This is a genomic window from Nonomuraea muscovyensis (assembly GCF_014207745.1).
GTDB classification, from domain to species: Bacteria; Actinomycetota; Actinomycetes; order Streptosporangiales; family Streptosporangiaceae; genus Nonomuraea; species Nonomuraea muscovyensis.
This window is the reverse complement of record NZ_JACHJB010000002.1, coordinates 1,935,639-1,957,220: the sequence shown is the minus strand read 5'-3', so window position 1 is coordinate 1,957,220 and position 21,582 is coordinate 1,935,639. Positions and strand designations below refer to the sequence as shown.

Here is a 21,582-nt window from a genome sequence, read left to right as displayed (position 1 = left end):
CATGTCGGGGGACAGAATCCAGGGGGCCTTCGTCGGCCTCGCCGTGGGCGACGCCGCCGGCTGGCCGGCCGCCAGGCACCGCGCCGCCCTGCACGCCCCGTGGAGCAGGCGGCTCCACCGTGAGCTCGACGCCTTCGCCGAGGAACACCGGGTCACCACGCTGCCGGTGCCGTTCGCGCTCAACCAGCCCGTCGCCCCGCTCGCCCTCGGGCCGTCCGACGACGCCGAGTGGCTGGCCTGGACGGCGCTCACCATCGACCGGCCGCGGGCCGAGGCGTTCAGGGAACTCGGCGACGGCGTGCGGGCCCGCGTCTCGGTGACCACCGCGCTCGGCAACCTGGCCCGGGGCGTCGAGCCGCCCGCCAGCGGCCACGACAACCCGCACCACTTCGACGACGCCGCCGCCGTGCGGGCCGTCGCCTTCGGCGCGCTCGGCCGGGACCCCACCGAGGACGCCCAGGTCACGAACTCCGGCGACGGCGTCCTCGGCGCCCAGGCCATGGCCCGGGCGGTGGCCGAGGCGGTCGCGTCCGGCTCGGCGACCGCGGCGGTGCGGGCGGCGTTGGACGTGCTGCCCGCCGACACCGCGATCGGGCACAACGCCCGCCTCGCGCTCGACGTGGCCCGCGCCGCCGCAGACCCGTTCGCCGCGGTGCCCGCGCTCGACGCCGCGCTGCTCGACCACGTCTACAGCTACGCGGTCGGCGCGGCGCAGACGGTGCCGGTGGCGCTGGCGCTCACCGAGGCGGCCGGCGGCTCGCTCGCCGCCGCCGTGCCCGCCGCGGCCTGCCTGGCGCTGCTCGCCGACTCGGCGCCCGCGCTCACCGGAGCGCTCACGGGCGCCTGCGGCGGACTCGCCTCGATTGCGGAAGGATGGATCAGCACGGCCCGCACGCTCGCCGGGTGCTGCCTGCCGCACCTGGCGGGCCAGGACCTCATCGCACTCACCGCACCACTGATACCGGCACTGACCCCGACACTGACGGAGGAACTCGCATGACGCTCGCAGACCAGCCTTCCGACCTGCTGACCGACAAGGCCGTGGGCTGCGTCGCGGGGGCGGCGGTCGGAGACGCGCTGGGCGGCGCCACCGAGGGCTGGACCCCCGAGCAGATCGTGGACAGGTACGGCGGGCCCGTCGAGGGGATCGTGCCGCCGTACAACGAGGACTGGCGCAACGCCCGCCCCATCGCGCCGTACCACAAGGGCGACGGGCACATCACCGACGACACCCTGATGACGCACGCCCTGATCCGCGTGTACGAGAAGGTGCGCGGGCACCTCGGGGCGTACGCGATGGCCGAGCACCTCGTGCCGGAGCTGATGGGGGAGCGGCGGTGGATCCCCGAGCTGGAGGCGGAGGCGCTGCCGCTGCAACGGATCTTCCTGGCCGAGAAATGGATCGTTGCACGCCTGCACTACGGGCACGTGGACCCGCGTGAGGCCGGGGTCGGCAACATCGTCAACTGCGGCGCCGCCATGTACGTGGCGCCGGTCGGCATCGTGAACGCCGCCGACCCCGACGCCGCCTACGCCGAGGCGATCGACCTGACGGGCGCCCACCAGTCGAGCTACGGGCGGGAGGCGGCCGGCGTGATGGCCGCCGCCGTGGCCGAGGCGATGCGCCCGGACGCCACCGTCGACTCCGTGGTGGCCGCCTGCCTGCGGCTGGCCAAGGACGGCACCCGGGCCGCCATCGAGGCGGTGTGCGAGACCGCGCAGGGCATCGGCCACTGGGACGGCTCGTTCGCCGCGCTGCGCGCCGCCGTGCGGCCGTACGACACGGTCGCCGACACCTACCGCGACCAGGGGCTCGGCGCGCGGCGGCCGAGCCGGGTGCACAGCATCGAGGAGCTGCCGCTGGCGCTGGCGTTCCTGGTGGTGGCCAAGGGCGACTTCCGCGACACCGTGCTGGGCGGGGTCAACTACGGGCGCGACGCCGACTCGATCGCCTCCATGGGCGGCGCGATCGCCGGTGCGCTCGGCGGGCTGGCGGCGGTGCCGCAGGAGTGGACGACGCGGGTGGCCGAGGCCAGCCGGACCGACCTGGTGACGCCCGGCCGCGCGATCGCCCAGGTGGCGCGGCAGATCCACGCCGACGACCGGGCGCGTCGCCGCACCCACGAGTCCGCCTTCGCCGCCCTCGTCGACGGGGCCGGAGCGGGCGCGTGATCAGGCTCACGTGGGTCCAGCCGGAGGACCTGGTGGGGCACGAGCTCCGGCAGGCCGCCGAGGACGGCAGGGACGTGGGCGCCATCGCGGCCCGGTGGCGCGCGGCCGGCGGGCACGACGCGCCGCCCCGCGCGGGCGCCTCCGAGCCGCGCGCGCGGGCGCTGCGGCCACTGGCGGAGAGCCTGCTCGACGAGCTGGCCGCCATGCCGTCCCCGCTCCCCGAGCCGACCGACCTCGACGCGATCATCGCCGCCACCCCCACCTGGCCCGCCCCCGCGCCCGCCTCGGCGGTGGATCCCGCCCGCGTGCTCGGCGCCTGGCAGGGCCGGGCGGCCGGGTGCGTGCTGGGCAAACCCGTGGAGAAGATCCCCCGCCAGGGCGTCAGGGAGATCGCCGAGTCCACCGGCAACTGGCCCATCCGCGGCTGGTTCACCGCCGAGGGCCTGCCGCGCGAGGTCGCGGCGCGGTGGCCGTGGAACCGGCGCAGCGCCGTCAACTCGCTGGCCGAGAACATCGACGGCATTCCCGAGGACGACGACCTCAACTACCCGCTGCTCGCCCTGACCGTCCTCGAACGCCACGGCCGCGGCTTCACCACCGACGACGTGGCCGCGGTCTGGCTGGACGAGCTGCCCGCGGGCCGCACGTTCACCGCCGAGCGCGTCGCGTACCGCAACCTGCTGTCCGGCGTCGAGCCGCCCGAGACCGCCACCCACCGCAATCCCTTCCGCGAGTGGATCGGCGCGCTGATCAGGGCCGACGTGTACGGGTGGGTCAACCCGGGCGACCCGGCCACCGCGGCCGGGTACGCCTGGCGGGACGCCCGGCTCACGCACACCGCCAACGGCGTGTACGGGGCGATGTTCGCCGCCGCCATGTGCGCCCAGTCGCTCGTCGCGACCTCGGCGGAGGAGGTGGTGGCCGCCGGGCTGTCGGTGGTGCCGCCCGGCTCGCGCCTGCACGAGGCGGTCCGGCGGGCGGCCGAGGACGCCGCGGCCGAGCGTGACTTCGAGCGGGTCGTCGACCGGCTGTACGAGCGGCACGGGCGCCTGCACTGGGTGCACACGATCAACAACGCCGCCCTGGTCGCCGCCGCCCTCGTCCACGGCGACGGCGACGTCACCGCCTCCATCGCCGGGGCGGTCGCCGGAGGCTGGGACACCGACTCGGCCGGCGCCACCGCCGGATCGGTCGCCGGGGCGCTCAACGGCGGCGTACCCGACCAGTGGATCACGAAGAACACCCTGGCCAGCAGCCTGACGGGCTTCGACGGCATCGGGCTGGACGAGCTGGCCCGCCGCACGCAGGAGATGATGGAGCCATGATCTCGGTCTTCGGCAGCGCCAACATGGACCTGGTCGCCTACGTGGCCCAGGCCCCCAAGCAGGGCGAGACGGTCACCGGCCGGGCGTTCCGCACCATCCCCGGCGGGAAGGGGGCCAACCAGGCGATCGCGGCGGCCCGCGCGGGCGCCGAGGTGACCTTCCTCGGCGCCGTCGGCGACGACGGGTTCGGCGCGGAGATCCGCGACACGCTCGCGGTGGCCGGGGTCAACGTCGAGCACCTGCGCCGGGTGCCGGGCCCGAGCGGCATCGCGCACATCGTGGTGGACGACGCGGGCGGCAACTCGATCATCGTGGTGCCCGGCGCGAACGGCGCCGTCACCGCGCCGGACGCCGCCGACCGCGCGGTCATCGCGGCTTCCCGCGCCGTGCTGCTCCAGCTCGAACTCCCCCTGGACGCGGTGACGGGCGCCGCGCGGGCGGCGAAGGAGGCGGGCGTGCCGGCGATCCTCACCCCGGCCCCGGCCCGGCCGCTGCCGGACGAACTGCTCGACGCCGTCACCCTCATCGTCCCCAACGAGCACGAGGCCGCGGCCGTGACCGGCCGGAACGAGCCGGAGGCCGCCCTGGAGGCACTGCTGGAGCGGGTGCCGGAGGCCGTGATCACGCTGGGCTCCGACGGAGCCCTGTACGGGTCGCGATCGGGGGAGCGGCTGCGCGTGCCCGCCGTACGGGTGGCCGCGGTGGACACCACGGCGGCGGGCGACACGTTCGCCGGGGCCCTGGCGGTGGCGCGGTCGGAGGGTCTCCCGGCGGCCGAGGCGCTGCGGTTCGCCTCGGTGGCGGCTGCCCTGTCGGTGCAGCGGCAGGGCGCGAGCACCTCGATGCCCGCCCGCGCCGAGATCGACGCCGCCCTGGGCTGAGCCGCTCCTCGCCGCGGGGGCCGCAGGGCCGTCTGTCCGGCGGCCCGGCCGGGTCGCGACATCACCGCCCGTCCCCGGGGCAGAGGGGCACCATGAGCGAGAACCACGAGGACACGCCCGACGCCGTGCGCGGGCTGAACGCCGAGAGCGATGTGGTCGCCCGGAGGTCGGGCGCCGAGACGTCCACGTCCGGCCGCCCGATCCCCGCCGACCCGCCCGAGGCCCAGGCCGGACCCTCGCCCGCAGACGCCGAAGAGGGCGGGCGGTCCGACCGGCCGCGAGAGCCCGAGCAGGCCGAGCAGGCCGAGGAGACGGAACAGGGCACGGAGCCCGAGGACGCCGTCACCGAGAAGGAGGTCCGCCCGGACGTCGGCCCCACCGGCTGACAGCGCAGCCCAGGGCGGCAGCGGCCGCTCAGGGCGGCGGCGGCCGCTCAGGTCGCCGCAGTCCGAGCAGGGGTCTGCTACGCCTCGGTCGCTGCCGTCGTCTGCGTCGACGTCCTGCTGTTCGCGGCGGAATACGCCCGCGTACTGCGCGGTGACGGGCTGCTGATCCGGGCCAACCGGCTCGCCGTCGATGGGCCGCTGTTCCTGGACACCCACCGTCATGACCGCCCTGGGCGGCGTCCGGAGCGCGGTGCAGGCCGAGGCCGGCTGGGGCAGCTGGGCGGCGCTGCGCCGTACCTCCACTCCGGCCTGACCGAGCGGCTGATCACCTCCAAGCCAGCAGAGTGTAACGGCTGCTACATTCACCGCTGTGACGACTGCTGACATGCGGTGGCTGGTGTTGGTGATCAAGCTGCCCGCCGAACCGTCCCGCCATCGGGTGGCGGTCTGGCGCGAGCTGCGCAAGGCCGGTGCGATCTCTTTGGGACAGGGCATCTGGGCGGTCCCGGATGTGCCCGCCTTCGCCGATGGCGTCGCTCGCGCGGTCGAGCTCACCGATTCGGCCGGTGGCCAGGCCATGACGCTGACCGCCGCCGGGCGCGCGACCGAGGACGCGGCCCGCTTCCAGCGATTGTTCACCGACGCGCGCTCGGCCGACTGGGCCGAGTTCCTGGCCGACTGCGCCACGTTCGAGGCCGAGATCGCCAAGGAGACCCGGATCGCCAAGTTCACCCTGGCCGAACTGGAGGAAGAGGAGCAGAGCCTGGAACGGCTGCGGCGCCGGCACCGGGATCTGAGCGCCCGCGACGTCTTCACCGCACCCGAGGCGGCCCAGGCCGCCGAGCGGCTCAAAGACTGCGAACGCCGCTGCGCGGACTACGCCGAGCGCGTCTTCGAAGAGCTGCATCGCATGCTCCCCGAGCAGCCATGAGCGTCCCGGTGTCCCGGGCAGCGATGTGGCCGCTGTATGCGACAGGGTTCACCACCGCGTTCGGCGCGCACGCCATCGCGGCCAACCTCGGCGGCTTCTCCGCCGACGCGGTCACCTCGCTGCTGGTGCTCGGCGGCCTGCTGGCCCTTTATGACGGGGCGGAGGTGCTGCTCAAGCCCGTCTTCGGCAGCCTGGCCGACCGCATCGGCGCCCGGCCCGTGCTGCTGGGTGGGCTGGTCGCCTTCGCCGCGGCCTCCGCGCTGTACGCACTCGCCGACAGCCCCGGCTGGCTGTGGGCGGCCCGCCTCGGCCAGGGCGCGGCCGCGTCGGCGTTCTCCCCCTCGGCCTCCGCGCTGGTCGCCCGGCTCAACCCGGCCGCGAGGCGCGGGCGCGCCTTCGGCAGCTACGGCTTCTACAAGTCCATCGGCTACACCCTCGGCCCATTGCTCGGCGGCGTCTTGGTGTGGGCCGGCGGGCTGCGCCTGCTGTTCACGGTGATGGCCGTGCTCGCCGCATGCGTGGCCGTGTGGGCGGCGCTGGCCGTACCCGCCGTGCCACCACTGCCGCGCGCCCGCCAGACCGTCCTGGACCTGGCCCGCCGCCTGAGCGCACCCGCCTTCCTGACCCCCACCGCAGCCCTGGCCGGGGCGACCGCCGCGCTGTCGGTCGGCGTCGGCTTCCTGCCCGTCTCCGGCGCGGCCGCAGGACTCGGCACCGTGGCCACCGGCGCCGCCGTCTCCGTCCTGGCCGCCAGCGCCGCCCTCATCCAGCCACTCGCCGGACGAGCCCTGGACGCCGGCCGCCTCAGCACCCGGACCGGGCTCGCGACCGGCCTGCTGGTCACCGCCGCCGGTCTCGGGGCCGCCGTCCTTCCCGGCCTGGGCGGCATCCTGGCCGTCGCACTGCTGATCGGCGCCGGCACCGGGCTGATCACCCCGCTCGGCTTCGCCGCCCTGGCCGCCTCCACCCCGCCCGAACGTCTGGGCCAGACCATGGGCTCGGCCGAACTCGGCCGCGAACTCGGCGACGCCGGCGGCCCACTCCTGGTCGCCGGCGTCGCGACCCTGTTCACCCTGACGTACGGCTTCGCCGCACTCGCCGTCCTGCTGGCCATCGGCCCGCTGGCGACCGTGATCACCACCCTGAACGCCCGCCGCCGCTCGACTCACACACCGCCATGACCACCGGCCGCTCACGCCCCGGGTAGCCGCGGATGCCACGGGCCGCCGGGCGGGAGCGGTGGCGGCCTGTGGCGGCCAGGAAAGCGCGGGTAGCGACGCCAAGCTCGACTCAGGGCTGCGGCGACGGACTCACCCGCCCGCACAGGCTTGCATCCGGTACCCAGGTACAGGCTTACCGTCGAGGCATGAGCCAGAACATCGCCTTTGACCAGGAGTGGGTGCCCTCGGCGTGCACGCTGCCCACCGCCGAGCAGCCACTACGAGCGTCCGAGTTCGACACCTTGTTCGCCGACACGGTGCGGGCAGTGACGCGGCCGGAGCGCACACGGCTGCGGCTGGAGCTCGCCTTCAGCCCCGAGCACGCCGGCCGGGCCGCCGAACTGACAGCGCGGGAGAACGGCTGCTGCTCCTTCTTCACCTTCACCCTCACCATCGCCGACGGAAGCCTGACGCTGGAGGTGACGGTCCCAGCGCGGCAGGCCGAGATCCTGGACGCGCTGCAGGCCCGCGCCGTGGCGGCGGCCGCGCCCCCATCGGCATGAGCCAGGACCTCGAAGGGCCGTACCTGTCCCCGACTGCCCGCTGCCGCTCGCCGACCTGGCCGCAGCTCACGCCCCGGAGGAGAACTGATCATGTGAGCACCGATCACGACCACCGTGCACCTACCGACCTACCCCTGGCCACCTCGGCCAGCGTGCCGAGCCACGACATCCCGGTCGATGGCAGGCCACCGCCGCGCTGGCGGTGCTTGCCTGCGCGGCCTGCTGCGCCCTGCCGCTGCTGATCGGGGCCGGGCTGCTCACCGGCGCCGGCGCCGCGCTGGCCGAACGGATGCTGCTGGCCATCGCCGGTGTGCTGATCGCCGCGGCCGCGGGCATGTGGTGGCTGTATCGCCGGGATGCGCTGTACTGCCTGCCATGACGATCATCCGCTCGCTGCTGTTGTTCGCCCTGGCCGCGCTTGCCGAGATCGGCGGCGCATGGCTGGTCTGGCAGGGTGTTCGCGAGCAGCGAGGACTGGCCTGGATCGGCGCCGGCATCATGACGCGGGAGCGACCCGATAGCTCCCGCCCGGCCCGCACTCGCCGTGACCTGCGCCTTTCACGGCGACTCGAAGCCGTGTCAGCGCGATATCAGGTCCGTGTTAGGTCGCGGGGCCACACTTCCCGGCATGGATACAGCAATGCGGCCCCCGGCCGACACCCAAGGCGCCCAGCCGAAAGGCTTCGTCGCGAAGCTCCTCGCCGACCGTCACTCCGTCCCGTTCTCCATCGCGCTGCACCTGGTGCCTGGCGCCGTCATCGTCGCCGTGTACGCGTTCATCGCCGCCCCCCTGGTCCGGGCGATGGACTTCCCGATCTTCCTGGCCTGGGCCATCGCCCTCGCGGTCGTGCTCTTCCCGCTCCAACTGTTCCTGCTGTGGCTGGGCAAGAAGCAGACCGGCCGCTGCACGATGAAGGGCGTCGTCCACTACCGCGACAGGCCGCTCTCGCGCGGCAAGGTCTTCTGGCTCGGGGCCGCGTGCCTCGTGTGGATGACTGTGGTCTCGCTCTCGCTGACCCCGCTGGACAACGTCGTCTACGACTGGTTCTTCACCTGGGTGGACTACCAGGGCGCCGGCCCCGACGGCACCGCCTACCTCCAGGGCTATTCGCAGGAGCTCGTGCTCACCACGCTGCTCATTTGCGCGCCGTTCACCGGCTTCACTCTGCCCCTGCTCGAGGAGTACTACTTCCGCGGCTTCCTGCTGCCCCGCCTCCCGCAGCTCGGCAAGTGGGCCCCGTTCTTCAACACCTTCTTCTTCTCGGTGTACCACTTCTGGGCCCCTTGGACGGTCCTGTCGAAGCTCGTCTTCCTCTACCCGGGCGTCTGGCTCGCCTGGAAGAAGCAGGACATCCGCATCTCGATCGCCATGCACCCCGGCTCGGCGCTGCTGATGACCGTGGTCGGCGTCATCGCCCTCGCCTCCGGCGCCTACTCGATGTAAGACCGCTCTGGGTCAGGACGCGTTTCATCGTGTCGACCTCTACGCCTGCGAGAGCTGCCAGGTCTTCGGGAGGGTACAGCCCAGCACCGTGGCGCTCGGGGGGCCCATAGTCCCGGGGAAATTCCGGTCGGACATCGCTCGATCTTGTTCCACCGATCGTCTATCGCTTACGAGCAGTCCACGGCTGCACGGCTCCGCTGTAATGCGGTCGCGGTCGAAGCGGATGTAAGCCGAGGATGAGCACCTCTTCGGGAGAGGCGGGCGGCTATGGCGAGGGCCGGGGCGAAGTGGGCTGGTGGGGTGGCAGCAGGGCTCGCAGTCCTGCTGATGCTCCTGGCGTCGCCGTTCGCGCTCGATCGGCTCGCCAGCGCGACGGGTGTCGACTGGGCCTCGCTCGCCGACGTCGGTGACGCCTACGGCTCCGCCGTCGCGCTGCTGACCGCAGTGTCGCTCGTGGTGCTGGCCGTTTCGGTGGCCTTCCAGGCGCGGACAGCACGGATCTCGTCGGAGACCACCGTGCGGATGCTCCATGTCGAGATGACGCGTTTCGTGATGGATGACGCGTCCCTCATCCAGCTGAACGGCGCCGAGTGGGACGGCACAGCGGAATCGTACGAGGAGATGCGATGGTGGGCGTACGCCAACATGCAGCTCGCACTCCTCCGGTCGTTTTACGCGCTCAAGGAGACGACGACAGCCGAACTGCGGATGCAGATGGCCGCCAGATTCAGGTTGCGGATCGGCCGGGAGCACTGGGAGTTCAACCGGACCTGGTATCAGGCGAGCGAGCGCAACCGTCATGATCGGCGGTTCAACGAGATCGTCGAGGAGGAGTACCAGAAGGCCGTCCAGGCAGGCGAGGCGGTGGCCGAACGTTCGCGCCTGTCCCGTGGCAGGCTGTCTCGAGGGCTCGTAGTGGGCGGGATGGCGGCGGTCGTCGCCGTCGGGGCCGGAGTGCTCCTCGGCAAGAAGAGGGGCGGCCGGAATGTGGCAGAAAGACACCGCGGGGCCTGACCGGCGCTCGTTAGGGTGATCGTCGTCGTGATGGTGGCAGTCTTCGATTCACGCTGAGGATCATGTCAGCGGCCGCCATACGGAACCGCGTGGCACCGGCCGTTGCGAGGGTCGAGCAGCCTACGAACGAAAAGTCGCGTCAGCAGACCGGGTGGAAGCGGCCGTTCCGGATCTGGCGTCCGAAGGGTTGGACCGGATTTGGGCGCTACGAAGCGTCCAGGTAATAGCTTGTCGGAACAGCCCGGATCAGTGTCGGCGCCGGGGCGGAGCAAGGTGCTCGGTGACGGCGGCGAGTGGTTTCGGCGCCGGGTTTGACATAGCGCATGGCGGTGCGGGCGTTCTGGTTGCCGTCGGCGGTGCCCTTGCGGGGCCGGCGCTGAAGGACGCGCCAGGCGAGCCTCCTCAGGTGACTGGAGTTCTGTCACGTCAGGAGGTGGCGCCAGCGGTCGGCGGACTCGATGATGTCCAGGCTGACGCGTTCCAGGAACGCCGCTGTTTTGGCCAGCCGTTGCCCGACAGGGCCGTCGAGCCCGTAGGTCTCGGCCACCGCCATCGTGGCCCGTACCGTCTCTAGGGTCTGCTGCCTGCTGATCACGACGGCGTGGTACCAGGCGCCGTCGTCGATCACGTAGATGTCGCGCCGGCGCCGCGGATCGCGCTCGCGACGGGCGTACCCCTGCTGGACCAGGAAGTTCACAGCCACGGAGACGGAGGCCGGGCTGACGTTCAGCCGGCGGGCCAGCTCGGCCGCGGTGCGCCTGCCGTCCTCGGCCAGCGCCAGGTCGTGGTGCACGCGCGCGGCTGTCCTCGGCATCCCGGCTCTGACCGCCATCTCGATGATCTCCTGTTCCATCGTGGCGATGGGCGGTGTGGCTGCGTTCGGGGGTGCCGGCGTGCCGCGCCGGGCCCGCTGGATCGTCGCCTGGTGCGCCTGCTGGGGCAGGTATCCGGCGGGGCCGCCGTTGCGGGCGATCTCCCGGGTGATCGTTGAGGTCGGCCGGTCGAGTCGCCTGGCGATCTCGCGGTAGGAGAGTCCGGCGGTGAGTCCGGCCGCGATGCGCTGACGGTCCTGCTGGCTCAATCGTCGTCGTGGCATGCCGTCAGTGTTGCCTTAGCCGCCATTCATTGCAACAGGGTGTTGCTTTCGGGTGCAGCGTCGTTGCGCCAATTTGCGGGCATTTACCAGGGACAACGCTCTTCGAGATATTGACGCGATTCCGAATGCAACATAGCTTTCGAGTTGCATAAAACACGTACTATCGCGAGACGAAGGATCAACCATGAGTGCATCCCCCCACAGGGTCAGGAACAACAGAGGCCGGGCGCCGAGGGTGTTCCGGCCGGTGGCGGTGACGGCGCTGGCGGCCGCGCTGCTGGCCGGGGCGGCCGCACCCGCTTTGGCCACCGCGGACGGCAAGGCCGTGCCGAAGGCCGCTGCCGGGCAGAACCGCCCGGAGCTGCAGAAGGCCATCCAGGCGATCGTCGATGCCGGTTTCCTCGGCGTGCAGGCGCGCGTGAACGATGAGCGGGGCGAGTGGGTCGGCAGCGCCGGGCGGCGCAAGCTCGGTGCGGACGCGAAGCCGCCGGCGAACGGGCGGTTCCGGATCGGCAGCAGCACCAAGCCCTTCGTCGCGACCCTGGTGCTGCAACTGGTGGCCGACGGCAAGATCAAGCTGGACGCCCCGGTGGCCGACTACCTGCCCACGTTCAAGCTGGACCGGCGGATCACGGTGCGGATGCTGCTGCAGCACACCAGCGGGCTGTACAACTACACCGGCGAGTTTCGCCCTGACGGGTCGGTCGAGCCGGGGATCCCCGCGATGGGCAAGGAGTGGGCGGACGTCCGCTTCAAGACCTACCAGCCGGAGGAACTGGTGCGATTTGGGTTGTCCAAGGAGCTACGGTTCACGCCGGGCGAGAAGTGGAGCTATTCCAACACCGGCTACACGCTGGCCCAGCTGCTGGTCGAGAAGGTCACCGGCCACTCGATCACCGAGGAGATGAAGCGGCGGATCCTGGGCCCGCTCAAGCTGCGAGGCACTGTGCTGCCGGGTACCTCGCCGGAGCTACCCAGGCCGCACCCCCACGGCTACTTCCGCTACCAAGACGATGCCGGCCAGTGGAAGGTGATCGACGTCACCCGTCAAAACCCCTCCATGACGGCCGCCGCCGGTGACATGATCTCGACCACCCGGGATCTGGCCACGTTCTTCTCCGCTCTGAACGGCGGCAAGCTCCTGCCGGCCAAGCTGCTGGCCGAGATGCGCAAGACGCACCCGAAGAGCGCCGGCCCCTTCGGCGGCTACGGCCTCGGAACATACGTGCAGGACATGGGACCGAACTGCGGCACCGTCCTGCATCACAACGGCAGCACCGCGGGAGGCTACGTGTCGGTGCTGTACGGCACGCCCGACGGCAAGAAGACCCTGACCGCCTCGATCACCTACGGCGACGCCGCACCCGACCTGGCAGAGGCATTCCCGAATGCGCGGGACAACCTGCTCAAGCAGGTGTTCTGCGACGGGCGGACCGGGTCAGCCAACGAGGCCAAGCCGACTCAGTAGACGGGGCCGAGCACCGGACCCGTACACCTTGAAAGTAGACCCTTGCGGTCCAGGAAGAGCGCGAATAGGCCACGCCGAGCTCGTTGAGCGCGGCGTGGCCGGTCCAAGAGGCGCGGACACCGAGCAGGCGCAACCGGTCGACAAACCCCTGCGCTCAGGATTTCACCTTCTCGGGACCCGCTCCTTCGAACACGTTGCCGCTCCCTTCCGGGGACCACCGGAGATCGGGCACGCCCTCGGACACATCGCCACGTGCTCGCACCTGCGGGGAGCAGAATCACATGTCACCCGGGCGGGAGTTGGTCCGTCCAGTCAGCGTTGATCTTCACCATGCCGTCCTGGGTATGAGCTGTTCCTCCTATGAGGGGAGCCCATACGGAAGTTTCGCGGATGCGCGCGGTGACCGGGTCGACGACCATGGTGCCCTTGCCGAAAGCCACCGGGATCTGCAGGCGTCGCCCGCCATCGGTCTCGCCGAGATCGACGACTCCCGGTCGTGAGGCGAGCGCTCGGTAGGCGGCGGCGCGGACCTGGGGCGAGACCGGCGCCTCACTGATCAGCGAGAGTAGCGCCTGCATGGCGAGGCCGTCCTGTTCGGCGGCTGTGATCGGCCCTTCGCCGGGGCGGACACCGCTTCCGGGGACGGCCGACCAGAGCCGGGTGTACAGGGCGTTCTCGTTGGTGGGCAGCGACCGCAGTTCTTCGAAGGTCATGCGCAACGGCCCCACCGCGAAAGGCTGAGGCCGCCCAGGCCACTCGAAGAGCTTGCCTCCACCCTTCAGCCTCTTGCCTTTGATCCAGAAACGACCGTCGCGCCGATACCAGTACTCCTCGGTCGCAGACCCCTCTTCCGTGATGGTGATGTGCCAGTACGTCCCGGCGCCCTCAGAAGTATGTTCCGCCGTGTCGGCGGCGACGAGCAGGACGTCGCGCGAACTCATGACCGGCGGCCGGGAGTCGCCGACACGGCCCGGCACGATCACGAGCGCGGCAGCGATGGCCGCCGTGACCGCTGGGATCAGGATCCATCGCGCCCGCCGCCAGGGGGTGCGCCGGCGCGCCGTGGGCGACGGGCTGCCGGCGCGTTCCAGCAGGGCCGCGCGGGCGGCCGTATGGGCGGCGGGTGAGGGGGCGTCGGGCTGCGGGCGTACAGCGTGCAGCATCTCGATGTCGTCCATGATCAACCGTCCTTTGCGACCGTTGTCGGCTCGGCGCCGTTCAGTGAGGCGCGCAGGGTCTTGCGGGCCCGGTGCAGCCGGGTCCGGACGGCGGCACCGGTGATGCCAAGTGCCTCGGCCGCCTCCTCGGAGCTCAGCCCGCCCCAGGCGATGAGCAGGAGCACCTCACGGTGGGCGTGAGGTATTTTCGCGAGCGCCGACATCAGGAGCGCCTGTTGCACCTGGGCGTCGACGCGGCCTGCAACCTGGTCGGCGTGGCCGTCGTCGGCCTGCGCGAGAGGTGTCCGGGAAAGCGCTCGATACCGCCTGGCCTCCGCCCGGTGATGCCGGGCGATCATGTTGGCGACGATCCCGTACAGCCAGGGCCGTGCATCCTCACGCGACAGGTCGTAGCGGTCGCGTCGGTCGAACGCGACCAGGAACGTCTCCGCGGCCACGTCGTCCGCAAGGCTCGGCCCCAACCGCTGTGCGGCGAACCCGTGGATCTGGAAGTAGTAGCGGTCGAAGACCGCGGCGAAGCGTTCCGGCTCTTGCCAGGATTGCTCGATGATCGCCGCGTCACTGACCTCCTGGTCCGGAAGCGCCCGGGTCATTGCGGCCATATCCAGATCTTTCGTGTCATTGTCTGCCTTCCGTAGCTTGCGCGGTTGCCCTCCTTCGCCGATGGACGGACAAGTGTTTCACCAGCTGTCGTGGAGGACATTGCGACACCCCTTCAGGCGAAGCGCAGCTGCAGGTCCGTCAGCGCCGGCCCCTTGCCCGCCGCCCAGTCCGCGCCGTCCAGCAGGTGGCCGCGCGGATCCCGCCAGCGGGCCGAGGCCTCGGCGTATACGTCGCGTCGCTTGAGGCGGCGGTGGAACTGGGTCAGTACGCACATGGTGTAGGCGTTCTTGTCCACCGTGCTGCCGTGCGATCCGGCCCTGAACACCAGGCGCCTCCACGACTCGGTCACCGGCGCGACGTCGATGTCGTCCTCGGTCACCTTCTTCTTACGGCCATCCAGCAGGCGCGGCAGCGTCTTCATCGCCACCGGCACCTGCTGCGCTTCGGCGTTCGCGCCGAACTCGATCACCGTGGTCAGCGTCTTGAGGACCCCTGACACGGTGGCGTTCCGCTCGGCCGGCAGCGCCCGCATCTGCCCATCGGCATCGGCGTCCGGCGGCGGCACCATGCCGGTCACCGCGGCCATCGCTCCTTCAGCTCCCGGCGCGGCACGATCGCGTCAATCGCCTCCCACACCTGCTCCAGCCACAGTTCCTCGCCGTATTCGGTGACCTCCAGCAGTGTCTCCACCGCGACCGCGAGCGTGGCCGAGTGGCAGGCGAGCTTGGGGTGCTGGCGGGCGCGCTCTCGTCGGTGGCGGTTTCGGCCTTGCCGATCAGCTCGGTGGTCGCCGTGGCGCTCATCCCGTATCGGGCCAAGTCCACTATCCTCCAGCTCGGTCCGCGTCGGTTTCCCTACGTACCGGCCGTACGCGGCCGCCTCATCATCGCTCAAGAACTCAACCGGCAGCATGGGTCCAGAAATCCGCACGTCAAACGCGTCGGAACGGTCGTTCGGGCCGCTGCAGTAGCTCACCAACGAGACTCGGGCCCCGTCCCTGTTCCTGCGGGGGGAGACCGGGCGGGTTGCTCGCCAACAAGCCGTCCGGGAACGCCTGGCTACTCTCAGCTACTTTGCGGCTGGTGACGCGGACCCGAGCGCCGGGCTTTCTACAACAGGTTGTCTCGCCGCCCTGGCAGCGTCGCGCTGGTACTTGAGCGCGACCAGGGACACCACGAATGCTGTGAAGGAGAACATGAGAGAGCGGTGATGACCCCGACCCAGGAGGCAAGATCTCCACCATGATCACACCGAAGGCGTTCGCGCGGCGTTGCACCGTGACCGGTGACGGCTCCGGCACCGGCGGCGGCCCGGCCGGGCGAGCACCGCGCAACTGCGGGCACTTGGCCCAGATCAGCGGGTTCGGCCGGACCCGCAGCAGTTGCCGGGACTCAGCGTCGAGGAACATCAGCGCTGCTCAGGGCGGCGGGGTGGCAGCGGCCGTTCAGGGTGACAGGTGGTCGGCGCACTCGTCGCGGTAGCGCAACGTCAGGTCGCGCACCCGGTCCGGGTCGGCGAGCACCGCCCCCGACACCGACGGCACCACCGCCTGCCGTACCCCGGCGAACAGGCGCGCGAGGTCGGCCGGGGAGGCGCCCTGCGCGCCCAGCCCCGGGGCCAGGATCGCGCCACCGAGCCGGTCGAGCGGAAGGTTGGGCGACAGGTCGGGCGGCAGGTCGGGCGGCGGCGGCGTGGTGCCGATCACCACGCCCACCGGCCCGAGCGGGGCGTGCCCCGCGTTCGCCGCCTCGGCCCCCGCGAGCACCTCACCGGCGTTCGCCGCCCGGAGCCGGTCCGCCTCCGGGTCGCGGGCGCGCGTGGAGCCGCCCGCCGGCACGAACACGCCCGCCGGCACGAACACGCCGGCGTCGTTGGCCACCGCCTTGGTGATCGCCACCTCCAGCGACCCGAACCCGAGGTGGGGGCTGAGCGTCACCGCGTCCACGGCCAGTGGGCTGCCCTGGTCGAGGTAGGCCTCGGCGTAGGCGGCCATCGCGCTGCCGGTGTCGCCCCGCTTGACGTCGAGCAGCACCATCGTGCCCGCCTCCCGCAGGTCGGCGATCACCCGCTCCAGGACGGCGATGCCGCGGCTGCCCCAGCGCTCGAAGAACGCCGACTGCGGCTTGACCACCGCCGCCACGTCACCCACGGCGGCGACGACCGTACGGGCGAAGCGTTCGAGCCCGGCCGGCGAGTCGTCGAGGCCCCACGCCCCGAGCAGCTCCGGGCTCGGGTCGATGCCCACGCAGAGCGGTCCGTACTTGTCGAGCCTGGCCCGCAGCCGGGTCCCGAACGGCTCATTCCACACATGGCCCCCCTCGCGACGACCGTAGGCACACTAGCCGCCGCCGGCGTCGCCCTGGAAGGCTTTCTGCCGTGCCGGTATGGCGGCGGCCAGCGGGACCGGCGCCGAGGCGGCGCCAGTCTTGCGGGCCGCGCGACGGGGTAGATCACCCTGCATGTACGAGATCGCCCACCGCACGCTGACCCTTCGCGGCGAACCACTCAGCGAGGTCGTCGTCACCGTCGGCCTCCCCACGGAGGACGCGGCGGGGGAGTGGTCGTGCCCGTACCGGATCGACGGCCTGGCCGGCTGGGAGCACGAGCGCAAGGTCACCGGCGTGGACGCGATGGAGGCGCTGGAGAACGTCCTCGACGTGGTGCGGGCCGCGCTCGCGCGCTCCCACGAGGCCCGCGAAGGGCTGCTGAGCTGGGACGACGAGCTGCCGGGCCGCCGCCGGCACACGGTCTACCTCACCCGAGATCCCGGCCAGGACGCCGCCTACCTCGCCATGAAGCACGAGATCGCGCCCGGCGAGGCCGTCCGTCAGGTCGTCGCCGACGGGGTGTCGCTCGACTTCGGCGCGTCGGGCGAGCTGCTCGGGCTCGAACTGAGACGCGCCTCCAAACGGCTGCCGTCCGAGATGCGTCTCTAGCCCATCCTCGGCCCGGCCGCCGTCAGCCCCGGCGCGACAGCAGCCATCGCCAGCGCGGCAGCTCGAAGGCGACCGTGACCGCGGCGAGCAGCGCGATGGCGACGCCCGCGACCGCGGACCAGGCGGCCCACGCCGCGGCGACGGCCGCGACGAGCTGCAGCAGCACCAGCAGGATCGTCACGAACCCCGGCACGGCCACGATGACGTGCCGCTTGTCACCCGGTGTCGCGAACAGCGTCGGCAGGCCGATCAACACGACCGGCGACAGCACGGCCAGCGGCACCGAATACGGCCACAGCGCCCAGGGGGTGGCGACCCAGGCGACGAGCTCGGTGGCGAACCGCAGCGCGGAGCCGACGGGGTGGTCCTGGCGGACTTCGGGAGGCACCCGCGCAGCGTACCGCCGGCTCGGCGCCGGCCGGAGCAGGAGGTCATAATCGGTGCGTGAACCCTCCCCGCATCGTGGCGACCGACCTCGACGGCACCCTGCTCGACTCCGCCGGCGCGGTGTCGCCGCGCACCCGCCGGGCGCTGCGGCTGGCGCGCGAGGCGGGGGCGGAGATCGTGTTCGTCACCGCCCGCGCGCCTCGCGGCGTCGACCCGATCGCGGAGAATGCCGGAGTCGGCGGCCTCGCCGTCTGCAGCAACGGCGCCATCGTCTACGACCTGGGCAGCCGCGAGATCGTCGCCCGCCACGACCTCGCTCCCGGCACCGCGGCCCACGTCGTGGAAACGCTGGCCGAGGCGCTGCCCGGGGTGGCGTTCGCCGGCGAGACGGGCACGGGGCTGCTGGCCGAGCCCGGCTACGGCGTCGCCCACGCTCACGACGCGCGCCACCGCCGCGAGGTCGCCTCGCTGCGCGAGTGCGCCGATCCCGTCGTCAAGCTGCTCGTCTGGTCGCGCGACCATCTGGTGGACGACATGTTCACCGCGGCCGTGGCCGCCGTGGACGGCCAGGCGGAGGTGACCCATTCGGGGGTGGGCGGGCTGCTGGAGATCAGCGCGGCCGGGGTGACGAAGGCCGGCACGCTGGCCGGGCTGTGCGCGGAGCGCGGGGTGGACCCGGCCGAGGTGGCGGCGTTCGGCGACATGCCGAACGACCTCGCGGTGCTCGCCTTCGCCGGGGCGGGCTACGCCATGGCCAACGCGCACCATCTGGTGCTCGCGGCGGTCGAGCGGCGCACCCTGTCGAACGACGAGCACGGGGTGGCCGTGGTGCTGGAGCGCTACTACTCCTGACCGGGCACACTGGCCCGGCTGCTCGCGAGGGCATCCCGTTCGTGTCGGTGGGGCCGTGACGACGCGGGCGCGCCTGTGCCGTACGTGGGAGCCGACTACCCGGCGGCGGTGGACGCCCTCGTCGGGCGGGCGGGCGCCGAGGTGAGACTTCTTCGTCCTATTTGTACCGGAGTGACGGGTCATGCGCTTTGTTACTGTGGAAGGACGGCGAGATGCGGAGAGGGCGCCCCCGAGGGCACAACCTGAGCGTCACGCCGATCCCCCGATGACGAGAAGCGGTTCATGGCAGATCCCACCACAGTCGACCGGCTCCTCCCCGGGGACCACGTCTGCTGGACCTTCGACGACCACGAACGTCATCTACGGGCCCTGGTCCGATTCCTGCGCAAAGGTCTGGAGCACCACCAGAAGGTCCTCTACTTCACCGACACCTTCCTCCCCACGGCCTTCCTGGCCGCCGCGCAGGCGTACGGGGCGGAGGTGCGACAGCCGCTGAGCGCGGGCCAGTTGCACGTCACCACCGCGGAGGAGTCCTTCCTCTCCAGCGGGTCCTTCGAGCCCGAACGTGCCCTCAAGGGCTGGACGGCCGCCATCGACCAGGCGCGAGCCGAGGGCTACGCGGGGCTCCGGGTGGCCGCCGACATGGGCTGGACGGTCCGCCCGCTCGTCGACATGGACGAGCTGGCCTGGTACGAGGCGCAGGCCAACCAGATCTTCTCCGCCGGCTACGCGATGGCGCTGTGCTGCTACGACCGGCGGCTGTTCACCCACGCGGAGCTGGAGCGGGTCAGCGCCGCGCACCCGGGGGCCGCAAGGGCCGGGGCCGGCAGCGCCGAGGAGTGGGAGCCCCTGCTCCGCATTCGCCGCACCTCCAACGGGCTGTCGCTCGAGGGCGCCGCCGACCGCACCAACCGCGACGCCCTGGCCGCCGTGCTCGGCCCGCTGGTGGCCGCGGCCGACGACGGCCCCGAGCCCGTCGTCATCGACGTGGCCAGTCTCACCTTCGCCGACGTCGCCACCGCTCGCCTGCTGGCCGGCGCGATCGCCGCCGGCCGCGGCCGCATCCTGCTGCGGGGCGCGCGCCCCGCTTTGACGGAGCTGCTGGCCGTCATCGACTCCATCAAGGCCCCCCGCTCCGCCCCCGACCGGTTGCCCGCCGTGGAGGGGACTCCGGCATGACCGGTCCCGGCACCACCCGCGGGCCGTTCGAGCGGGGCGTCCCGTCGCCCGGCGGCCGTGCGGCGGTCGCCGGCACCGTGCGTGAGGTGACCCGCCCGAACCCGTTCGACACCCCGGCCCTGACCGAGCAGGCCGGAGCAGACCCGCTCAGGAGCCATCCGCCCATGGCGGATGCCGCGACGGTCCGGGGCCGCGCCCGGTATGCCGACCCCTGGAAGACACGAAGATGTTCGACCAGCCGCTGACCTCACCTCCCGCCGGGGCGCACCGGCGGACCTTCAGGACCGTCGGGGAACTGGCGGGCGTGCGCTCCTTCGCCGAGAGCGAGGCCCGCGCCGCCGGCCTGAGCGACCAGGGGGTCGCGCGGGTCGTGCTGGCGGTCAACGAGGTGGCCACCAACGCCTTCGAGCACACCGCCGCCGGCTGCACCGTCACGATCTGGGCGCCGCCCGGCACGCTCGTCTGCCAGATCGACGACGACGGCCACTTCGCCGACCCCTGGGCGGGCCGCGTCCGCCCCGACACCTCCGCCGAGCGCGGGCACGGGCTCCTCCTGGTCAACGAGCTCACCGATCTGGTCCGCCGCCACAGTCACACCGGCGGCACCACCACCCGGCTCCACTTCGACCGGTCGTGACGAGGCGTGACCCCGCACCCGGCTCCTCGCGCGCGTCCGGCCGGTCCCGGCCGAGCCTCGACGGCGCCGTGAACCCCGGCGCCCCTTCCTTTCACGGTCACCCGCCGTCATGGCTCTCCGCATGGTGGCGACCGCGACCCCACCGTCGCGAAACCGGTGACCGGTCCCGACCTCATTGAGGAGCGGGCCTGGCAGCCGTTTCGGACCTGGTGTAATGGGCTGGTGGCCGCTGTGATCTCGTACCCCGCCTCCGTGGAGACCCGTCCGTGCGCCCCGGACGAGAAGGTGGGACGGCGATGAGATCACGCCTGAGCGCCCGCTTCACCTCGCACGTCACCCTTCAGGCGCTGCCCTTCGCCGCGATCGCCGCCGTCACCGTGATCGACCTCATGGCGGGCACGACGCTGGGGTTCCTGCCGCTGCTGACGCTCGGGCCCACGTTCGCCTCCGTGTACGGCGGCGTCCGGCGCACCTTCGTCGTCGGCGGCGTCGCCATCCTCGTCTGCCTGCCGCTGTCGCTCTACAACGACGTGCTGGGCCGGTGGCAGGGCTACGTGATCCTCGCCACCATCGCCGCGGTGACGGGCGCCAGCATGCTCGCCGCCCGGCTGCGGCTGCGCCGCGAGCGGGAGCTGGCCGACGTCCGCCGGGTGGCCGAGGCCGCCCAGCGGGTGCTGCTGCGCCCCGTCCCGCGCCGGGCGGGTGATCTGGCCATCGCCCTCTCCTACACCTCCGCCGTGGCCGAGGCCCGGATCGGCGGGGACCTGTACGAGGTGGTCACCACCCCCTACGGCGTGCGCCTGCTGATCGGCGACGTCCAGGGCAAGGGGCTGGAGGCCGTGGAGACGGCCGCCTGGGTGCTGGGCGCGTTCCGCGAGGCCGCCTACGACGAGCCCGGGCTGCTCGCCGTGAGCGCCCGGCTGGAGGCCACGCTGGAGCGGCAGCTCGACGAGGAGGCGTTCGTCACCGCCATCCTCGCCGAGGTCGACGACGGCGGCATCCACCTGCTCAACCACGGCCACCCGCCGCCGCTGCTGCTGGGCCACGACGGGAGCGTCCAGAAGGTGGAGCCGCCGGAGGAGGGACTCGCGCTCGGCCTGGCCTCCCTCGGCCCGGGCGAGCCGAAACCGCAGCGCGTGCCGTTCGTGGACGGCGACCAGCTCCTGTTCTACACCGACGGCGTCATCGAGGCCCGCGACCCCGGCGGCGCCTTCTACCCGCTGGACGAACGTGTCCAGGTGCTGCTGTCCCGCGACCCGCAGGACGCACTGGACGACCTGCGGGCCGACCTGGTCGAGCACGTCGGCGGCCCGCTGCTCGACGACGCCGCGATGCTCCTCCTGCACCGGCAGCAGGCCGCCTGACCCAGG

Annotated in this window: 24 protein-coding genes and 2 pseudogenes; 19 read left to right on the top strand and 7 right to left on the bottom strand. The window is 72.3% G+C overall.

What is annotated here, in order from left to right; genetic code table 11:
- The first annotated feature begins 1 nt into the window (after window position 1).
- From FHU36_RS25875 to FHU36_RS25820, 12 genes and pseudogenes are all read left to right on the top strand, one after another.
- Entirely contained in the window at window positions 2-1,000 is a 999-nt protein-coding gene (locus FHU36_RS25875) for an ADP-ribosylglycohydrolase family protein (RefSeq protein ID WP_185086435.1), read from the top strand.
- A complete protein-coding gene (locus tag FHU36_RS25870; RefSeq protein WP_185086434.1) occupies window positions 997-2,172 on the top strand; it encodes an ADP-ribosylglycohydrolase family protein in 1,176 nt (391 codons plus the stop codon). The genes FHU36_RS25875 and FHU36_RS25870 overlap by 4 nt, the downstream gene beginning before the upstream one ends.
- Complete coding sequence (locus FHU36_RS25865) at window positions 2,169-3,497, top strand: ADP-ribosylglycohydrolase family protein (protein ID WP_185086433.1); 1,329 nt, start codon at window positions 2,169-2,171, stop codon at window positions 3,495-3,497. Before FHU36_RS25870 ends, FHU36_RS25865 begins: the two co-directional genes overlap by 4 nt.
- Window positions 3,494-4,378 carry a ribokinase gene (rbsK, locus tag FHU36_RS25860; RefSeq protein WP_185086432.1) on the top strand — a complete coding sequence of 295 codons (885 nt, stop codon included), beginning with the start codon at window positions 3,494-3,496 and terminating at the stop codon, window positions 4,376-4,378. Before FHU36_RS25865 ends, rbsK begins: the two co-directional genes overlap by 4 nt.
- 92 nt (window positions 4,379-4,470) lie before the next feature.
- Entirely contained in the window at window positions 4,471-4,764 is a 294-nt protein-coding gene (locus tag FHU36_RS25855; RefSeq protein ID WP_185086431.1) for a hypothetical protein, read from the top strand.
- Between the two features lie 370 nt (window positions 4,765-5,134).
- Window positions 5,135-5,695, top strand: a complete 561-nt coding sequence (locus FHU36_RS25850; protein ID WP_312891816.1) for a Chromate resistance protein ChrB — start codon at window positions 5,135-5,137, stop codon at window positions 5,693-5,695.
- Window positions 5,692-6,876: an MFS transporter gene (locus tag FHU36_RS25845; RefSeq protein ID WP_221496576.1), complete on the top strand. Its 1,185-nt coding sequence runs from the start codon at window positions 5,692-5,694 to the stop codon at window positions 6,874-6,876. Before FHU36_RS25850 ends, FHU36_RS25845 begins: the two co-directional genes overlap by 4 nt.
- A gap of 185 nt (window positions 6,877-7,061) precedes the next feature.
- Window positions 7,062-7,418 carry a hypothetical protein gene (locus tag FHU36_RS25840; protein WP_185086430.1) on the top strand — a complete coding sequence of 119 codons (357 nt, stop codon included), beginning with the start codon at window positions 7,062-7,064 and terminating at the stop codon, window positions 7,416-7,418.
- Window positions 7,419-7,587: 169 nt separating this feature from the next.
- Window positions 7,588-7,797 (top strand): annotated as a pseudogene (gene merT, locus FHU36_RS25835) (mercuric ion transporter MerT); the annotation flags it as partial.
- Window positions 7,794-7,919: pseudogene (locus FHU36_RS45845) on the top strand (YnfA family protein); the annotation flags it as partial. The pseudogenes merT and FHU36_RS45845, both read left to right, overlap by 4 nt.
- Before the next feature lie 127 nt (window positions 7,920-8,046).
- Window positions 8,047-8,862 (top strand): CPBP family intramembrane glutamic endopeptidase, encoded by an 816-nt coding sequence (locus tag FHU36_RS25825; RefSeq protein ID WP_185086428.1) that lies wholly within the window; start codon window positions 8,047-8,049, stop codon window positions 8,860-8,862.
- 267 nt (window positions 8,863-9,129) lie between these two features.
- The gene (locus FHU36_RS25820) at window positions 9,130-9,876 is read left to right on the top strand and encodes a DUF6082 family protein (RefSeq protein ID WP_185086427.1); all 747 of its coding nucleotides are present in this window, start codon (window positions 9,130-9,132) and stop codon (window positions 9,874-9,876) included.
- A 421-nt stretch (window positions 9,877-10,297) separates the two neighbouring features.
- On the opposite strand, the gene FHU36_RS25815 is transcribed toward FHU36_RS25820, so the two are convergent.
- On the bottom strand, window positions 10,298-10,972 hold the full coding sequence (locus tag FHU36_RS25815; protein WP_246502567.1) for a GbsR/MarR family transcriptional regulator: 675 nt from the start codon (window positions 10,970-10,972) through the stop codon (window positions 10,298-10,300).
- A 247-nt stretch (window positions 10,973-11,219) separates the two neighbouring features.
- Between FHU36_RS25815 and FHU36_RS25810 the strand changes: the two genes are divergently transcribed.
- A complete protein-coding gene (locus tag FHU36_RS25810; RefSeq protein WP_312891814.1) occupies window positions 11,220-12,440 on the top strand; it encodes a serine hydrolase domain-containing protein in 1,221 nt (406 codons plus the stop codon).
- Window positions 12,441-12,724: 284 nt separating this feature from the next.
- Here FHU36_RS25810 and FHU36_RS25805 read toward each other — a convergent pair whose 3' ends face one another.
- The 5 genes from FHU36_RS25805 to pyrF all read right to left on the bottom strand — a co-directional run bounded on the left by FHU36_RS25805 (window position 12,725) and on the right by pyrF (window position 16,529).
- Window positions 12,725-13,618: a CU044_5270 family protein gene (locus FHU36_RS25805; protein ID WP_185086425.1), complete on the bottom strand. Its 894-nt coding sequence runs from the start codon at window positions 13,616-13,618 to the stop codon at window positions 12,725-12,727.
- A 2-nt stretch (window positions 13,619-13,620) separates the two neighbouring features.
- Entirely contained in the window at window positions 13,621-14,220 is a 600-nt protein-coding gene (locus FHU36_RS25800) for an RNA polymerase sigma factor (protein WP_246502566.1), read from the bottom strand.
- 113 nt (window positions 14,221-14,333) lie between these two features.
- Window positions 14,334-14,807 carry a hypothetical protein gene (locus FHU36_RS25795; protein WP_185086424.1) on the bottom strand — a complete coding sequence of 158 codons (474 nt, stop codon included), beginning with the start codon at window positions 14,805-14,807 and terminating at the stop codon, window positions 14,334-14,336.
- Entirely contained in the window at window positions 14,795-15,196 is a 402-nt protein-coding gene (locus tag FHU36_RS25790; protein ID WP_185086423.1) for a hypothetical protein, read from the bottom strand. The genes FHU36_RS25795 and FHU36_RS25790 overlap by 13 nt, the downstream gene beginning before the upstream one ends.
- A gap of 469 nt (window positions 15,197-15,665) precedes the next feature.
- Complete coding sequence (pyrF, locus tag FHU36_RS25785) at window positions 15,666-16,529, bottom strand: orotidine-5'-phosphate decarboxylase (RefSeq protein ID WP_185086422.1); 864 nt, start codon at window positions 16,527-16,529, stop codon at window positions 15,666-15,668.
- Between the two features lie 151 nt (window positions 16,530-16,680).
- On the opposite strand from pyrF, the gene FHU36_RS43740 reads away from it, so the two are divergent.
- A complete protein-coding gene (locus tag FHU36_RS43740; protein ID WP_221496575.1) occupies window positions 16,681-17,157 on the top strand; it encodes a DUF6968 family protein in 477 nt (158 codons plus the stop codon).
- A 22-nt stretch (window positions 17,158-17,179) separates the two neighbouring features.
- Here the strand turns inward: FHU36_RS43740 and FHU36_RS25775 are convergent, their stop codons facing one another.
- Window positions 17,180-17,545, bottom strand: coding sequence for a hypothetical protein (locus FHU36_RS25775; RefSeq protein WP_185086421.1), 366 nt, complete (start codon window positions 17,543-17,545; stop codon window positions 17,180-17,182).
- Window positions 17,546-17,601: 56 nt separating this feature from the next.
- On the opposite strand from FHU36_RS25775, the gene FHU36_RS25770 reads away from it, so the two are divergent.
- The 5 genes from FHU36_RS25770 (at window position 17,602) to FHU36_RS25750 (ending at window position 21,576) form a co-directional block, all read left to right on the top strand.
- On the top strand, window positions 17,602-18,396 hold the full coding sequence (locus tag FHU36_RS25770) for an HAD-IIB family hydrolase (protein ID WP_185086420.1): 795 nt from the start codon (window positions 17,602-17,604) through the stop codon (window positions 18,394-18,396).
- 282 nt (window positions 18,397-18,678) lie between these two features.
- Window positions 18,679-19,575 carry an MEDS domain-containing protein gene (locus tag FHU36_RS25765; RefSeq protein ID WP_185086419.1) on the top strand — a complete coding sequence of 299 codons (897 nt, stop codon included), beginning with the start codon at window positions 18,679-18,681 and terminating at the stop codon, window positions 19,573-19,575.
- Entirely contained in the window at window positions 19,572-19,820 is a 249-nt protein-coding gene (locus FHU36_RS25760; RefSeq protein ID WP_185086418.1) for a hypothetical protein, read from the top strand. The genes FHU36_RS25765 and FHU36_RS25760 overlap by 4 nt, the downstream gene beginning before the upstream one ends.
- Entirely contained in the window at window positions 19,802-20,212 is a 411-nt protein-coding gene (locus tag FHU36_RS25755; RefSeq protein WP_185086417.1) for an ATP-binding protein, read from the top strand. Before FHU36_RS25760 ends, FHU36_RS25755 begins: the two co-directional genes overlap by 19 nt.
- Before the next feature lie 296 nt (window positions 20,213-20,508).
- Window positions 20,509-21,576 carry a PP2C family protein-serine/threonine phosphatase gene (locus tag FHU36_RS25750; protein WP_185086416.1) on the top strand — a complete coding sequence of 356 codons (1,068 nt, stop codon included), beginning with the start codon at window positions 20,509-20,511 and terminating at the stop codon, window positions 21,574-21,576.
- Window positions 21,577-21,582 lie beyond the last annotated feature (6 nt).